Raw genomic sequence first — 15,605 nt, forward strand, 5'->3', positions numbered from 1 at the left:
GCGGTATTACAGTCAACATCTATGTTGGATGTTATGGCCTCATCGCGAGCAGGCTCGCTCCCACAGGGTTCAAGGTGTTTTTTGGGCCAGTTATCACACAGCCCCAAATGGGCGTTTTTTTTGCAGCGTGGGGCGGGCATACTAGGCCGTCCCTTTCCCTGGTGTCGCCCGCCTCTATGCTTCGCGTTCTGATAGCCCTCGCTCTGACCTGCCTGCTCCAACCGGCCTTCGCTGACGAGCGCGCACAAACCCAACAGCAGTTGGACGCCACGCGTCAGGACATTGCCGAGCTGAAAAAGCTGCTGGGCAAGTTGCAGGAAGAGAAGTCCGGCGTGCAGAAAGATCTGCGCGGTACCGAGACCGAGATGGGCAAGCTGGAAAAGCAGGTCGACGCCCTGCAACAAGAGCTGAAGAAAAGTGAATCCGAGTTGCAGCGGCTCGATACGGAGAAAAAAAAACTCCAGAGCGCGCGCACTGAACAGCAAAAGCTGATCGCCATCCAGGCCCGCGCGGCCTACCAGAACGGCCGTCAGGAGTACCTCAAGCTGTTGCTCAACCAGCAGAACCCCGAGAAATTCGCTCGCACACTCACGTACTACGATTACCTGAGCCAGGCACGCCTGGAGCAACTCAAGAGCTTTAACGAAACCCTGCGCCAGCTGGCCAATGTCGAAAAAGAGATTGAATTGCAGCAGGCCCAGTTGCTGGTGCAGAAAAGCAGCCTCGACACCCAGCGCGAAGAACTCGAGAAGGTTCGCAAGGAGCGTCAGGTCGCCCTGGCCAAGCTCAATGAGGACGTGAAGGCCCGCGACAGCAAGCTCAAGGCTCGCGAGCAGGACCAGGCTCAACTGGCAAAAGTCTTGAAGACCATCGAAGAAACCCTGGCACGCCAGGCTCGAGAGGCGGAAGAAGCGCGCCAGAAGGCGCTGATCGCCCAGCAGGAAGCCGAAAAAAAGCGCTTGCGTGAGGCCCAGGCCGACGCCAGCGATGCACCGCGCAAACCTGCCCGATCAAGCCCTGGCCCCCTGGTTTCGGCAGGGGGTGAAACCTTCGGCGGCGCCTTTGCTTCGGCACGGGGCAAACTTCCATGGCCGGTCAATGGTCGATTGCTTGCACGCTTCGGCCAAACCCGCGGCGATGATACCCGCACCAAATGGGACGGCGTGATGATCAGCGCCACTGCCGGCAGCCAGGTGCATGCCGTGCATGGCGGTCGTGTGGTGTTCGCCGACTGGCTTCGCGGCGCCGGCCTGCTGGTGATCCTGGATCATGGTAACGGCTATTTGAGCCTGTACGGCCATAACCAGACGCTGCTCAAGGCGGCCGGCGATGTAGTCAAGGCCGGCGAGTCCATCTCTACGGTTGGTAACAGTGGCGGGCAGGATACGCCAGCGCTGTATTTCGCTATTCGTCAGCAGGGTCGCCCCAGTGACCCGACCCAATGGTGTCGTGCGCAAGGATAAGCGCGCCCATCCAACTCAGGAGTTCGTTCGACATGCTGCATTTGTCCCGCCTCACCTCGCTGGCCCTGACGATCGCCCTGGTGATCGGTGCGCCCCTGGCGTTCGCCGCTGAACCGGCCCCCTCGTCGACAGCCGCTACGGCCGCGACCACCAAGGCCCCGCTGCCGCTGGACGAACTGCGCACCTTTGCCGAAGTCATGGACCGGATCAAGGCCGCCTACGTGGAACCGGTGGACGACAAGCTGCTGCTGGAGAACGCCATCAAGGGCATGCTCAGCAACCTTGACCCCCACTCGGCCTACCTGGGGCCGGAAGATTTCGCCGAGCTGCAGGAAAGCACCAGCGGCGAGTTCGGCGGCCTGGGCATCGAGGTCGGCAGCGAAGACGGCTTCGTCAAAGTGGTTTCGCCCATCGACGACACGCCTGCTTCCAAGGCCGGCATCCAGGCCGGTGACTTCATCGTCAAGATCAACGGCCAGCCGACTCGCGGCCAGAGCATGACCGAAGCCGTGGACAAGATGCGCGGCAAGATCGGCCAGAAGATTACCCTGACCCTGGTGCGCGATGGCGGCACGCCGTTCGACGTGACCCTGACCCGCGCGATCATCCAGGTCAAAAGCGTGAAGAGCCAGTTGCTGGAGTCGGGCTACGGCTACATCCGCATCACCCAGTTCCAGGTCAAGACCGGCGAAGAAGTCGCCAAGGCCCTGGCCAAGCTGCGCAAGGACAACGGCAAGAAGCTCAACGGCATGGTCCTGGACCTGCGTAACAACCCCGGCGGCGTGCTGCAATCGGCCGTGGAGGTGGTGGACCATTTCATCACCAAGGGCCTGATCGTCTACACCAAGGGCCGCATCGCCAATTCCGAGCTGCGCTTTTCGGCCACCGGCAACGACCTGAGCGAAGCCGTGCCGCTGGTGGTACTGATCAACGGTGGCAGCGCTTCGGCATCGGAAATCGTCGCCGGCGCCCTGCAGGACCAGAAACGCGGTGTCGTCATGGGCACCACCAGTTTCGGCAAAGGCTCGGTGCAGACCGTCTTGCCGCTCAACAATGACCGCGCCCTGAAGATCACTACTGCGCTGTACTACACCCCTAACGGCCGATCCATCCAGGCCCAGGGCATCGTCCCGGACATCGAGGTGCGCAAGGCCAAGATCACCAGCGAGCAGGACAGCGAGTACTTCAAGGAAGCTGACTTGCAGGGTCACTTGGGCAATGGCAACGGCGGCGCCGACAAACCGACCGGTTCCGGCGCCAAGGCCAAGCCCATGCCGCAGGATGATGATTATCAGTTGGCTCAGGCCCTGAGCCTGCTCAAAGGACTGAACATCACCTCCGGCCGCTGAGATGGGCCTGCGCTTCATCCTGGGCCTGGTGTGCTGCCTGGCTGGCGCGGCCTTTGCCGCGCCCGCCACACCGGCACCGGCACCGCACAAGGCCTACCTGAGCCTGATCATCGATGACCTGGGGCAGAACCTGCCTCGGGATCGCCGCGTGCTGGCCCTGCCCGGCCCGGTCACTGCGGCGATCATGCCCGACACGCCACACGCTGCCGAACTCGCCCGCGAAGCCCATCGCGCCGGCAAGGTCGTCATGCTGCACATGCCCATGGACCCGGCCACCGGGCCGTTCGCCTGGCATCCGGAACTGCCCCTTGAAGAGTTGGGAAAACGCCTCGACGCCGCATTCGCCGCCGTGCCCTTCACCAGCGGGATCAATAACCACATGGGCAGCCGCATGACTTCCCAGCCGCGGGCCATGGCGTGGTTGATGGCGAACTTGCAGCAGCGACACAAGTTCTTTGTCGACAGCCGCACCAGCGCCCAGACAGTCGCCGCCGCCGAGGCGCAAAAAATCGGCCTCGCCAGCGTGTCACGCGATGTGTTCCTGGACGATGAGCGCACCGAAGCGGCCATCGCCCATCAGCTTCAGGTCGCCATAGAGCTGGCTCGCCAGCAGGGCTCTGCGGTGATGATCGGCCATCCCTATCCGCAGACCCTGACCGTGCTCGAACGTGAACTGCCCAGGCTCAAGGCCCAGGGCATCGAATGGATCGACATCAAGTCGATGATCAGCTTGCGCAGCAATCGGGCGATGGCTGGGCATGGCAAAGATGGGGTTTATCGGTAGCGGTTAAACCGCGCCGCCGCTATCGCGAGCAGGCTCGCTCCCACAGGGTCTCGGGTTGTTCGCAAGTCATGTGCCCACCGCAGATCCAGTGTGGGAGCGAGCCTGCTCGCGATGGCGGTGGCGCAGCCTTCAGAGATACCGCGCCATGATCGCGTCCACCGCACCTTCCTTGCGCAGTTCATCCAGGGCCGCTTGAAGGCGGGCGACCACGTCGTCGGGCACGTTTTTGTTCAACGCCAGGTACAACTCGGCACTGTTGAACCGTAGCACGGTCTTGAGATCGCTCACCCCTTCCTCACGCGCCAGATAGCGCCCGGCCGGATCCCCGGTGGCCCACAGATCGATTTGACCATTGACCAGCTTCCTGGCGTTGTCCTGATCGCGCAACACGACAATCGGGTTCAGCCCTTGCTTGGCCAAGGTCTCGGCAATCGCGTCACCCTTGTAAGCCCCGATCCTGTATTGACGCGCCGGCTCCAACGAGTCCAGGGAAATCTTGCTGTCGGCCTTGGCGAGCATGATCCAGTCGTCCGGGCCAATCGGGCCGACCCATTTGAAGAGTTTTTCACGCTCGGGCAATCGCGCCGTGACAAACACGCCGTACCCGGGATTATCCAGGGCCAGTTTATAAATTCGCTCCCACGGGAAACGCAGTGTCAGGCTGTAGCTGATATCGGCACGTTTGAATATCTCGCGGACAATGTCCACGGCGATGCCATTGATGTTCTCGTCCTGAGCGAAGTTTTTGCCATTCTTGGCCATGTTGTAGGGCGGGAAGTTTTCCGTCAGCAACACCAGGCCGACGTCACGGCGATCTTGCGCTTGTGCCCCGCTGACGAACAACAAAGAGGCACTGGCAAGAACCAAAAGAATGCGTTTGAACATGTCTGGCTACCCGAATCCATGGCGTGCCCAAGAGTGCCTCGGGCCTGCGAGCATGTCCACAGCCCTTTGCTGCCCAAGTGGCTCAACGACTCAAAATATAAAAGAGCACTCTCACCATTGAGGTAACTATTTACCGCCAACCGTCAGCCCCTACCTGATTAATTGGAGAACACCGGCCACTGCCGGTTTTCATTCAACTAACCAAGGGTGTCACTCGATGAAATCGATCTCCTTTCTGCTGACCGGCCTGTTCTGCTCGCTGAGTTTGCAGGGTATCGCCCACAGCCAGGACTTTGGCGAAGGCATACAAAATTTTACGGCCTCTAAGGTCCTTGAAAACGCGGATGGATCACACAACCACTGGCGAGGCGTCGGACGCCTGTTTATCGACGGCTCTTGTACCGCGACGCTTCTCGACACTCAGGATGCCTCGGTACCCCAACCAACACCCGCCTATGTACTCACTTCAGGACACTGTATCGAAAAAGGCAACGGCAACATCGTGACGGATAAACCGCTCAGCGGGGTCATGCAGTTCGATTACTTCGCCGACACCGAATTATTCAAAACCTACGCGCTGAAAAAGGTCGCATGGCGCAGTATGCAAGGCGTCGATCTGGCGATCATAGAATTGGACGTCAGCCTTCAGAAACTCATTGAGGAAGGCATACAGCCCCTGGAACTGGCCCGACAAAAGCCTGCCGACGGGACCGATGTGCTGATCGTGAGTGCCCCGCAGGGTTTCGACAAAGCCACATTGCGCATGGCTGCCTGCACTTTGCAGCCCGCTGGGGAAATAGTGGAAGGCCCATGGGTGTGGCGAAACAACGTGATGACACGCTGTCAGGATATAGCCGGCGGCAGTTCAGGGGGACCGATTCTTGATCGTCACTCCAACGAAATAATAGGCGTAATAGGCACCGGTAACCTGGCGGCCGGTTTCGCTCCATGCGACGAACATGCACCCTGTATGCGGGTTGGGGATGTCTATAAGGCCATTCCCAAAAACGTTTATGGGAACCCGACGATCTTTCTCAACGGATGCTTTGTACAAGGCCACATTGTCAATGAGGTCACTTCGTCGTGTCCGCTTTATCCAGCGTTCACCGTGAGTGCTGATGCCAACGAGCCCGCAAGGTACAAGAGGCTCAAAAAACGGGATGACGGGACGATGGAAGTTCCGACATGGGATTACCATTTCTCCATCAGCACCGCTTTTTATCGCCACAAGACCGTGCGCACGGCGAAGGACTGCGAAAGTGGCCATTACTACAGCGACGCAATAAGTTCTAACCACGCGTTTATCAACAGCGAGATCGGCGCCCGGCCCGGTTTCTATTTCCTTTGCATTCTTGGCGTTGACTCCCCGACTCAAGGAGCGCAGGTCGGACTCATCAAGAATGGACTGTCCCTTGTGGTGGAAGTCCTCGATGACACGCCAACGGCGCAGCCCGATTTGTCGATCAGTAGCGGAGTCGGCGTGGAGTTGGCTCGCGGTAGCGAGTACCGGACCTACGCCGTCAAATTTGGCCCGCTGGACACCACAGATTGCTCAAGGGATGAGCAGTATCTGACCCACACCTACATGGATTTCTGGTTTCCGGATGCAGAACTGCCGCTGAAATTCTGCACAATCGCCTACGACAAATCAGGACAGGCATCCGAGCCGAGGGTTGACGTACTGAGCCCTGCGACAGGGGCGCAAAACGCAACCCCCGTCGCTCCCTGAGGGGAGTATCAGGTCTCGTCTGTGCCCGCTTATCGAATGACGATTCCGCGCTGCGCCATGTAAGCCTTGGCTTCCGGCACGGTGTATTCGCCGAAGTGGAAAATGCTCGCCGCCAGTACCGCACTGGCATGGCCTTCAAGGATGCCATCGGCCAGGTGCTGCAGGTTGCCGACGCCGCCGGAGGCGATGACCGGGATGCCCAGGGCATCGCTGATGGCGCGGGTGACGCCCAGGTCGAAACCGTTTTTCATGCCGTCCTGGTCCATGCTGGTCAGCAGGATCTCACCAGCCCCCAGGCCTTCCATCTTCTTCGCCCATTCCACGGCGTCCAGGCCGGTGGGTTTGCGCCCACCGTGGGTGAAGATTTCCCAGCGAGGGGTTTCGCCCGGGCCGGACACCTTCTTGGCATCGATGGCCACGACAATGCACTGCGAACCAAAACGCTGGGCCGCTTCGCCGACGAATTCCGGGTTGAACACCGCGGCGGTGTTGATCGACACCTTGTCCGCACCGGCGTTGAGCAAGTTGCGGATGTCCTGCACGGTGCGCACGCCACCGCCCACGGTCAGCGGGATGAACACCTGGCTGGCCATGCGCTCGACGGTATGCAGCGTGGTATCGCGGCCGTCGACGCTGGCCGTGATGTCGAGAAAGGTAATCTCGTCCGCGCCCTGCTCGTCATAGCGACGGGCGATTTCCACCGGATCCCCGGCGTCGCGGATGTTCTCGAACTTGACGCCCTTGACCACCCGGCCGTTGTCCACGTCCAGGCAAGGGATGATGCGTTTGGCCAGCGCCATGGTCAGTCCTCAGCCTTTGTAGGAATCGCAGAAGGCCTGGGCCTCAGCGACATCCAGCGTGCCTTCGTAGATCGCGCGACCGGTGATCGCGCCGATGATGCCTGGCGCCTTGGCGTCGAGCAGCGCCTTGATGTCGCCCAGGTTATGGATGCCGCCGGAGGCGATCACCGGAATCTTCGTGGCGGCGGCCAGGGCGGCGGTGAACGGAACGTTGCAGCCCTGCATCATGCCGTCTTTGGCGATGTCGGTGTAGACGATGGCAGACACCCCGTCGGCCTCGAAACGCTTGGCCAGGTCAATCACCTGCACGGTGCTGACTTCAGCCCAACCGTCAGTGGCGACGAAACCGTCCTTGGCATCCAGGCCAACGATGACCTTGCCCGGGAAGGCGCGGCAAGCTTCAGCGACAAACGCCGGGTCTTTCACCGCCTTGGTGCCGATGATCACATAGCTCACGCCAGCCTTGACGTAGTGTTCGATGGTTTCCAGCGAGCGGATACCGCCGCCGATCTGGATCGGCAGGTTCGGGTAGCGCTTGGCAATGGCCGTGACCACTTCGCCGTTCACCGGCTGCCCTTCGAAGGCACCGTTCAGGTCAACCAGATGCAGGCGACGGCAGCCGCCCTCCACCCACTTGGCGGCCATGCTCACCGGGTCATCGGAGAACACCGTGGAGTCTTCCATCCGGCCCTGACGCAGACGTACGCAAGCGCCGTCCTTGAGATCGATAGCGGGGATAATCAGCATCTGGCAAACCTTCAAATTCGAATGTTCAGCTTGGCTCGGAAATCAGTTTTTCTCGAGCGCCCACAAGTCGCTTTCGATGCTTTCGAACCTTTCTTTAAGGTGCGTCTGCACATCGAAAATCGCCCTGTTGTAATAGTGCGGAGCAATTTCGCGGGTAAACAGCTCAAGAATTTCCGCCGCTTCGAACGAACCCAGGTCCAGTTCGAAACGATCCTCCATGAACCGTTGGATCTTGAGGTTCGCCTCACTTTCCTGCTCGGGCGTGAGGGTGAGGATCGGCGGTTTCTTGCGGGCCATTACCAGCGCCCGTCCCACGCCGCGAAGTTCTGCAGCAACTGCAGGCCATGGGTATGGCTCTTCTCCGGGTGGAACTGCACGGCGAAGCGCGAACCGTCGGCCAGGGCCGCGGCGAAATCGACGCCATAGTGACCGCCGCCCACCACCTGCCGGGCGTTACCGGCCGCGATGTAGTAGCTGTGCACGAAGTAGAAGCGCGCCAGGTCCGGAATGTTGTGCCACAGCGGGTGATCCACCGTCTGCTTCACCTCGTTCCAGCCCATGTGCGGGACTTTCAGGTGCTCGCCGTCTTCGTGCAGATCCTTGCCGAAAAACTTCACCTGGCCTGGAAACATCGCGATGCAATCGACGCCGTCGTTCTCCTCGCTGCTCTCGAGCAAGGCCTGCATGCCCACGCAAATGCCGAGGAACGGACGATCCTGACTGACTTCATGCACCAGCGAATCGAAGCCCAGGCGACGGATCTCGGCCATGCAGTCACGAATCGCACCGACACCGGGAAAGACCACCCGGTCGGCTTCGCGAATCACGTCGGCATCGCTGGTGATCAGTACCTTGCCGGCGCCCACGTGCTCGAGGGCCTTGGCCACCGAGTGCAGGTTGCCCATGCCGTAATCGATAACCGCGACCGTCTGCATTACAGAACGCCCTTGGTGGAGGGCATTTGCCCGGCCATGCGGTCATCGAGCTCCACGGCCATGCGCAGCGCGCGGCCGAAAGCCTTGAACACGGTTTCGATCTGGTGGTGGGTGTTGTGCCCGCGCAGGTTGTCGATGTGCAGGGTCACATTGGCGTGGTTGACGAAGCCCTGGAAAAATTCCTGGAACAGGTCCACGTCGAAGCCGCCAACGGTGGCACGGGTGTACGGCACATGCATTTGCAGGCCCGGACGACCGGAGAAGTCGATGACCACACGCGACAGCGCCTCATCGAGCGGCACGTAGGCGTGGCCGTAGCGACGGATGCCTTTCTTGTCGCCGATGGCTTTGGTGAAAGCCTGCCCCAGGGTGATACCGACGTCTTCCACCGTGTGGTGGTCGTCGATGTGCAGGTCGCCCTTGCTGACGATATCCAGGTCGATCAGCCCATGACGGGCGATCTGGTCCAGCATGTGCTCAAGAAAAGGCACGCCGATATCAAACCGGGCCTTTCCGGTGCCATCCAGGTTGATCGAGGCTTTGATCTGGGTTTCCAGAGTGTCGCGCTCGACAGACGCCTTACGTTCGGCCATCACCAGCTCCGCAAAATCATTGGGCGAAAAAGGCAGCCATTATAGGGGCGTGAGCGGCAAACAGAAACACAGGAGGTGATATCCCTGACGGGTTGTCGGCGATAGACATGTCCGTACAAGCAATTGTGGCCATCACCCAAAACAAATGTGGGAGCGAGTCTGCTCGCGATAGCGGTGGATCAGCCGACAATGATGCCGGCTGACCCTCCCTCATCGCGAGCAGGCTCGCTCCCACAAGATTCGCCCTCACCCCAGCGGGTTCGGGCTAGCGCATTACTGGAACAACACCGCCGTCTTCTGCAGGGTTACCCAGACACCCCACGCCAACGGAATGCCCACCACCAACCAGGCGGCGATCGCCAAAGGCTTGGTGCCCGGCGCGGCTTTCCACTCCAGCGAAGTGGTGCTGTCGGCGCCCTTGTCATGGCCCAGTGCCTGTTCGGCGGCCAGTTCGGCGTCGGTCATGAAGTACTTGTCGGCGACCGGACGAACCATCAGGTTGCACAGGAAGCCCAGCACCAGCAGGCCGGCGAGGATGTACAAGGTGATGTCATAGGCCGCAGCGCGTTCAACGCCGATGCTCAACTGATATTCACGCAGGTAGTTCACCAGTACCGGACCCAGCACGCCTGCCGCGGCCCAAGCGGTCAACAGCCGACCGTGGATCGCGCCGACCATTTGCGTACCGAACAGGTCCGCCAGGTAGGCCGGCACGGTGGCAAAACCGCCGCCGTACATCGACAGGATGATGCAGAACGCCGCCACGAACAGCGCGACGCTGCCCAGATGACCCAGGTTCGGGATCAGCGCGTACAGGGCAAAGCCCAGGGCGAAGAACACGAAGTAGGTGTTCTTGCGACCCAGGTAATCCGAGCAGGATGCCCAGAAGAACCGCCCACCGATGTTGAACAGGCTCAGCAGACCAGTGAAACCGGCCGCAATGGCCGCGATCTGACCCAGTTGCGCAGCATCCAACTGACCGAAAGGCAAGTCATTGCCGAGCAACTTGCCGCCGAACACTTCCTGCAACAGTGGCGATGCCATGCCGATGATGCCGATACCGGCAGATACGTTCAGGCACAGCACCAGCCATACCAGACGGAACTGCGGGGTTTTCCAGGCCACGTTCACGTGAACGTGACGATGGGTGATCATCGCGTTCGCAGCTTTCTTCGGTGCCGGGGTCCAGCCTTCAGGCTTCCAGCCGGTCGGCGGGACGCGGTACGACAGGGCGCCACCGACCATGAACACGAAGTAGATCGCGGCCATGACCAGGAAGCTTTGCCATACGCCCACTTCAGTCGGCGAAGAGAAATGGCTCATCAGCGCTGCAGCCAGCGGTGCACCTACCATCGCGCCGCCGCCGAAGCCCATGATCGCCATGCCGGTGGCCATGCCACGCTTGTCCGGGAACCACTTGATCAGCGTCGAAACCGGGGAGATGTAGCCCAGCCCCAGGCCGATACCACCGATTACCCCGGAGCCGATCCACATCAGCCATATCTGGTGAGTGTAGATACCCAGTGCGGAAATCAGCAGACCGCCGCACCAGCACAAGGCCGATACAACGCCGGCCTTACGCGGCCCGGCGTGTTCCAGCCAGCCGCCCCAGATGGCTGCCGAGCAACCCAGGAAGATGAAGAACAGGGTGTAGATCCAGCCGAGCATCGAGATCGGCCAGTCACATTGGGATGAAAAGACTTGTGCGATGAAACTCATGTCCGGTGCACAGGCTACAGGCTTGGTGACGCCCAGTGCCTTGGACAACGGCAACCAGAACACCGAAAAGCCGTAGGCCATGCCGATGCAGAGGTGGATGGCCAGTGCAGCCGGTGGAACCAGCCACCGGTTGAATCCGGGCTTGGCGATAATGCGTTCCTTGGAGAGGAACGCAGGCTGGTCGGCAATGCCGTCCGCCGTGATGCTCGTGCTCATTATGTATCCCCCAGTTATTGGTATGGCTCGCCAGCCATGCATCACCCTCAGCCTTATTGCGCGCAAAGCTCGACTGTATTTTCTGGTGAAGCTTCATTTTGGTGCGACATTGAGTCGCAGAAGGACGGGCGAACGGGTAAAGGTTACCATTTGCTTATGACAGAAAAGCCAAAGTGCTATCACCTTTTTTACATCTTCTGTCTTATCGCGCCGTTGCACGTTTTCTGTAGGGCGTGAATCGTTTATTTTTCAGGAATTTATATGCCCATCGTTGTCGAGCAGTTGAATGACGCCACCTGTCGGGACCGGCAGGACCTGCACAAAATCTACCAGGATGCCCCGGCCTGGCTGTTCGAGCCGTTCACCGACGGCACACAACTGATACACAAATGCCTGGAAGACGGCGCGCTGATCGCAGCCCGCTTCAATGATCGGTTGCTCGGTGCCGCGCGGCTGCAACGGCACCAGGACGTCTGGCACTTGTCCCAATTGTGTGTACGAAACATCACCCGTCGTCGTGGGGTGGCGGAACGATTGGTCAGCGAAGCACGGAAAATGGCTACGCAACACGGTGCCGAACTGAAACTCTTGGCCCCATCCGGTCATCTGGAAGCCCAGGCGCTGGCGGCCAAATTGAAACTGACGCTGGAGCAGGCCTAGATCCGGGAGCTCAGAGCAGCCCTCGCCACGGGTGCCATGATCCACAGGCCTGTCAGAAAGAACGATCACCCAACGCGCCATCAGGTCAGGGCGTTATACTCCCAGGCTAAATTTTGAACTCAACCTACAAGGACTCGCCCATGAAAGCGTTCGGCAAAATCCTGGGTCTGGTACTTCTCGGGCTGTTGCTGGTCATTGTGGCCTTGGGCTTTGCCCTGACCCACCTCTTCGATCCCAACGACTATAAAGAAGAGATCCGCCAGATAGCCCGCGACAAGGCCCACATTGAGCTGACTCTCAATGGCGACATCGGCTGGAGCCTTTTCCCGTGGCTGGGTCTGGAATTACACGAAGCCAGCGTCGCCACCCTGGCAAACCCGACACAACCGTTCGCCGACCTGCAGATGCTCGGCCTTTCCGTGCGCGTGATTCCACTGCTGCGCCGCGAAGTGCAGATGAGCGACGTGCGGGTCGAAGGCCTGAACCTGCGACTCAACCGTGACAAGAACGGCCACGGCAACTGGGAAGACATCGGCAAGGCACCCGCCTCTAAAACCACGGCAAACGCCCCGGCACCGGCCGAACAGCCTGCCCCTGGGGACAGCGCCCCGGCGCAGAAACCGGCCCAGCCAACCCGCCTGGACATCGACAGCCTGACCGTTAACAACGCCCGGGTCGAATACACCGACGAGCAGGCCGGCCGGCAGTTCACCGCCGAAAGCATCCAACTGAGCACTGGCCCGATCCATGATTCCACCAACATCCCGGTCACTCTCACCGCATTCCTGGCCAGCAACCAGCCAGCCGTGCGCGTGCGCACCGAAGTCACGGGCGAGCTGCGCTTTGAGCGCGCCTTGCAGCGCTACAAGTTCGAAGACCTGAAGCTGTCCGGCGAAGCCACGGGCGACCCTTTGCAGGGCAAGACCGTGACGTTCGCGGCACACGGGCAGTTACTCCTTGATAAAGCGGCGAACGTCGCCGAATGGACCGGTATCAAGCTTTCCATCAATCAACTGCGGGCGTTGGGCGAACTGAAGGTCAATGATCTGGACAAGACCCCACAACTGAGCGGCGGCATGTCGATCGCCCAATTCGACCTGGCGAAATTCGTCGACGGCGTCGGCCAGAAACTGCCGGCCATGGCCGAAGGCAGCTTGAGCAAAGTAGAACTGGTCACCCGTATTGCGGCCACGCCGACCAGCGCCGAATTCAATAGCATCAATCTGAAAATCGACGACAGCACCTTCAGCGGTCGTATCGCCGTGGAAGACTTTGCCAAGCAGTCACTGCGTGCGCAGCTCAAGGCCGATACCTTCAACGTTGACCGCTATCTGCCGCCAAAATCCGCCGAGGCCGACAGTTCCAAGGCAGCCCGTGAGGCGGAGGTCAGCAACACCGAAGCCAGCGCCATGGCCGGCGCCGGCAGCACACCGTTGCCGAGCGCGCCCACCCAGGGCGCCTGGAGCAACGACCGGCTGTTTCCGGTCGAACGCTTGGGCAAACTGGACCTGGATGCCGACCTGACCTTCGGCCAACTGACTCTCGATAAGCTGCCGATCCAGAATGCCGCCCTCAAGGCCACCGGCCAGGGCGGCCTGCTGACCCTGGAAAACCTGCGGGGCGATCTGTACAACGGCAACTTCGAAGTCAAAGGCACGCTGGACGTGCGCCAGCCCACGCCGCAGTTGAGCCTGCAAACCCGCATCAACCGGGTACCGGCCGAGAAAATCATCGAAAGCCAGGGCAAGACGCCGCCCGTCAAAGGCCTGGTGACACTCAACAGCGCCGTGACCGCCAGCGGCAACAGCCAAAAGGCCCTGATCGACAGCCTCAATGGCACTGCCGGATTCGTCATCAACGACGGCGTACTGCTCAATGCCAACCTCGAGCAGCAGTTGTGCCGAGGCATCGCCACCCTCAATCGTAAAACCCTCAGTGGCGAGCCCCGGGGCAAGGACACCCCGTTCGAGCAACTCAACGGCAATCTCACCTTCCGCAGCGGCGTGGCCAGCAACCCGGACCTGAAAGTCCGTATCCCTGGCATGACCGTCAACGGCAACGGCGATATCGACCTGCGTGTGCTGGGCATGGACTACCGCGTCGGCATCATCATCGAAGGCGACAAGAGCGACATGCCCGACCCGGCTTGCCAGGTCAACGAACGTTACGTCGATGTCGAATGGCCGTTACGCTGCCGCGGTCCGCTGGAGCTGGGCGCGAAGGCATGCCGCCTGGACAACGAAGGATTGGGCAAAGTCGCCGCGAAACTGGCCGGCGACCGCCTCGGTGACAAGCTCAATGAGAAGATCGACGAGAAGCTCGGCGACAAGGTCAGCCCCGAGCTGAAGGACGCGCTCAAGGGGTTGTTCAAGCGATGACAGCCGAGCAGTTTTCCAGCGCCGTACTGGACTGGTTCGACCGCCATGGGCGCCACGACTTGCCTTGGCAGCAAGACATCACTGCGTATCGGGTGTGGGTCTCGGAAATCATGCTGCAGCAGACCCAGGTCAGCACCGTGCTCAATTATTTCGACCGGTTCATGGCCTCGCTGCCCACCGTGCAAGCCCTGGCCGCCGCGCCGGAAGACGAAGTGCTGCACCTGTGGACCGGCCTGGGCTACTACACCCGCGCCCGTAATCTGCAGAAAACCGCGAAGATCGTAGTCGACCAATATGGCGGTGAATTCCCCCGCGACGCGGAAAAACTCACCGAATTACCGGGGATCGGCCTGTCCACAGCCGGCGCCATCGCCAGCATCAGCATGGGCCTGCGGGCACCGATCCTCGATGGCAACGTCAAGCGGGTGCTGGCGCGCTTCACCGCCCAGGAAGGTTACCCGGGCGAACCGAAGGTCGCGAAGCAACTGTGGGCGACTGCCGAGCGCTTCACGCCTCAAGACCGGGTCAACGCCTACACCCAGGCGATGATGGACCTGGGCGCCACGCTCTGTACCCGCAGCAAACCCAGCTGCCTGCTTTGCCCGCTTAAAAAAGGCTGCCAAGCCCATATGCTCGGCCTCGAGACCCGCTACCCGATCCCCAAGCCACGCAAGGATGTGCCCAAAAAACGCACCTTGATGCCGATGCTGGCCAACCGCGAAGGCGCGATTCTGCTTTATCGTCGCCCCTCCACGGGCCTGTGGGGCGGTTTATGGAGCTTGCCGGAACTCGACGACCTCGACGACCTGCAACACCTGGCCCTGCAACACTCGCTGGAGCTGGGCAATCAGCAGCAGATGCCAAGCCTGGTGCACACTTTCAGCCACTTCCAGTTGGCGATCGAACCCTGGCTGGTCCGGGTCCGGGAAACCGGCCATCACGTGGCCGAGGCCGACTGGCTCTGGTATAACCTCGCCACCCCGCCGCGCCTGGGCCTCGCCGCCCCGGTCAAGACCTTGCTCGAACGCGCGGCCGCCGTATTGAACGCAGGAGAGTTGCAATGATCCGCACCGTGATGTGCCGCAAGTACAAAGAACAACTGGAAGGCCTGGAGCGCGCGCCGTTCCCGGGCGTCAAAGGCCAGGACATCTACGACAATGTCTCGGCCAAGGCCTGGGCGGACTGGCAAAAACACCAGACCCTGCTGATCAACGAAAAACGCCTGAACATGATGAACGCCGAAGACCGCAAATACCTTCAAGGCGAAATGGAAAAGTTCTTTTCCGGCGAAGAATACGCCAAGGCCGAAGGCTACGTGCCGCCGTCCGAATAGGCCACCCAGAACCG

Annotated in this window: 15 protein-coding genes; 8 read left to right on the plus strand and 7 right to left on the minus strand. The window is 60.6% G+C overall.

Features of this window, described 5'->3' with window-relative positions; all coding sequences use genetic code 11:
• The first annotated feature begins 176 nt into the window (after nucleotides 1–176).
• Genes CRX69_RS25425 through CRX69_RS25435 form a run of 3 tightly spaced genes read left to right on the plus strand, consistent with a single transcriptional unit; the run spans nucleotide 177 to nucleotide 3,596 of the window.
• Nucleotides 177–1,463 carry a murein hydrolase activator EnvC family protein gene (locus CRX69_RS25425; protein ID WP_047226906.1) on the plus strand — a complete coding sequence of 429 codons (1,287 nt, stop codon included), beginning with the start codon at nucleotides 177–179 and terminating at the stop codon, nucleotides 1,461–1,463.
• Nucleotides 1,464–1,495: 32 nt separating this feature from the next.
• The gene (locus tag CRX69_RS25430) at nucleotides 1,496–2,812 is read left to right on the plus strand and encodes a S41 family peptidase (RefSeq protein ID WP_047226905.1); all 1,317 of its coding nucleotides are present in this window, start codon (nucleotides 1,496–1,498) and stop codon (nucleotides 2,810–2,812) included.
• A 1-nt stretch (nucleotide 2,813) separates the two neighbouring features.
• Nucleotides 2,814–3,596 (plus strand): divergent polysaccharide deacetylase family protein, encoded by a 783-nt coding sequence (locus CRX69_RS25435; protein WP_107323052.1) that lies wholly within the window; start codon nucleotides 2,814–2,816, stop codon nucleotides 3,594–3,596.
• Nucleotides 3,597–3,725: 129 nt separating this feature from the next.
• Here CRX69_RS25435 and CRX69_RS25440 read toward each other — a convergent pair whose 3' ends face one another.
• Complete coding sequence (locus CRX69_RS25440; RefSeq protein WP_107323053.1) at nucleotides 3,726–4,481, minus strand: substrate-binding periplasmic protein; 756 nt, start codon at nucleotides 4,479–4,481, stop codon at nucleotides 3,726–3,728.
• 217 nt (nucleotides 4,482–4,698) lie between these two features.
• Here CRX69_RS25440 and CRX69_RS25445 point away from each other — a divergent pair, with 217 nt between their 5' ends.
• Nucleotides 4,699–6,210, plus strand: coding sequence for a trypsin-like serine peptidase (locus CRX69_RS25445; protein ID WP_107323054.1), 1,512 nt, complete (start codon nucleotides 4,699–4,701; stop codon nucleotides 6,208–6,210).
• A 29-nt stretch (nucleotides 6,211–6,239) separates the two neighbouring features.
• Here CRX69_RS25445 and hisF read toward each other — a convergent pair whose 3' ends face one another.
• The 6 genes from hisF to CRX69_RS25480 form a co-directional block, all read right to left on the minus strand.
• Nucleotides 6,240–7,010 carry an imidazole glycerol phosphate synthase subunit HisF gene (hisF, locus tag CRX69_RS25450; RefSeq protein ID WP_047226901.1) on the minus strand — a complete coding sequence of 257 codons (771 nt, stop codon included), beginning with the start codon at nucleotides 7,008–7,010 and terminating at the stop codon, nucleotides 6,240–6,242.
• Between the two features lie 9 nt (nucleotides 7,011–7,019).
• Nucleotides 7,020–7,757, minus strand: coding sequence for a 1-(5-phosphoribosyl)-5-[(5-phosphoribosylamino)methylideneamino]imidazole-4-carboxamide isomerase (gene hisA / locus CRX69_RS25455; protein WP_047226900.1), 738 nt, complete (start codon nucleotides 7,755–7,757; stop codon nucleotides 7,020–7,022).
• 42 nt (nucleotides 7,758–7,799) lie between these two features.
• A complete protein-coding gene (locus CRX69_RS25460; RefSeq protein WP_047226899.1) occupies nucleotides 7,800–8,054 on the minus strand; it encodes a DUF2164 domain-containing protein in 255 nt (84 codons plus the stop codon).
• Entirely contained in the window at nucleotides 8,054–8,692 is a 639-nt protein-coding gene (hisH, locus tag CRX69_RS25465; protein WP_047226898.1) for an imidazole glycerol phosphate synthase subunit HisH, read from the minus strand. Before hisH ends, CRX69_RS25460 begins: the two co-directional genes overlap by 1 nt.
• Nucleotides 8,692–9,285 carry an imidazoleglycerol-phosphate dehydratase HisB gene (gene hisB / locus CRX69_RS25470; protein WP_003186751.1) on the minus strand — a complete coding sequence of 198 codons (594 nt, stop codon included), beginning with the start codon at nucleotides 9,283–9,285 and terminating at the stop codon, nucleotides 8,692–8,694. Before hisB ends, hisH begins: the two co-directional genes overlap by 1 nt.
• A gap of 273 nt (nucleotides 9,286–9,558) precedes the next feature.
• Nucleotides 9,559–11,220 (minus strand): OFA family MFS transporter, encoded by a 1,662-nt coding sequence (locus CRX69_RS25480; protein ID WP_107323055.1) that lies wholly within the window; start codon nucleotides 11,218–11,220, stop codon nucleotides 9,559–9,561.
• 261 nt (nucleotides 11,221–11,481) lie between these two features.
• Between CRX69_RS25480 and panM the strand changes: the two genes are divergently transcribed.
• From panM to CRX69_RS25500, 4 genes are all read left to right on the plus strand, one after another.
• Nucleotides 11,482–11,880, plus strand: a complete 399-nt coding sequence (gene panM, locus CRX69_RS25485) for an aspartate 1-decarboxylase autocleavage activator PanM (protein WP_107323056.1) — start codon at nucleotides 11,482–11,484, stop codon at nucleotides 11,878–11,880.
• A 140-nt stretch (nucleotides 11,881–12,020) separates the two neighbouring features.
• Nucleotides 12,021–14,258: an AsmA family protein gene (locus CRX69_RS25490; protein WP_107323057.1), complete on the plus strand. Its 2,238-nt coding sequence runs from the start codon at nucleotides 12,021–12,023 to the stop codon at nucleotides 14,256–14,258.
• Complete coding sequence (gene mutY, locus CRX69_RS25495) at nucleotides 14,255–15,322, plus strand: A/G-specific adenine glycosylase (RefSeq protein ID WP_107323058.1); 1,068 nt, start codon at nucleotides 14,255–14,257, stop codon at nucleotides 15,320–15,322. The genes CRX69_RS25490 and mutY overlap by 4 nt, the downstream gene beginning before the upstream one ends.
• Nucleotides 15,319–15,591: an oxidative damage protection protein gene (locus CRX69_RS25500; RefSeq protein ID WP_047226893.1), complete on the plus strand. Its 273-nt coding sequence runs from the start codon at nucleotides 15,319–15,321 to the stop codon at nucleotides 15,589–15,591. Before mutY ends, CRX69_RS25500 begins: the two co-directional genes overlap by 4 nt.
• The last annotated feature ends 14 nt before the right edge of the window (nucleotides 15,592–15,605 follow it).

Source organism: Pseudomonas rhizophila (assembly GCF_003033885.1).
GTDB lineage: Bacteria > Pseudomonadota > Gammaproteobacteria > Pseudomonadales > Pseudomonadaceae > Aquipseudomonas > Aquipseudomonas rhizophila.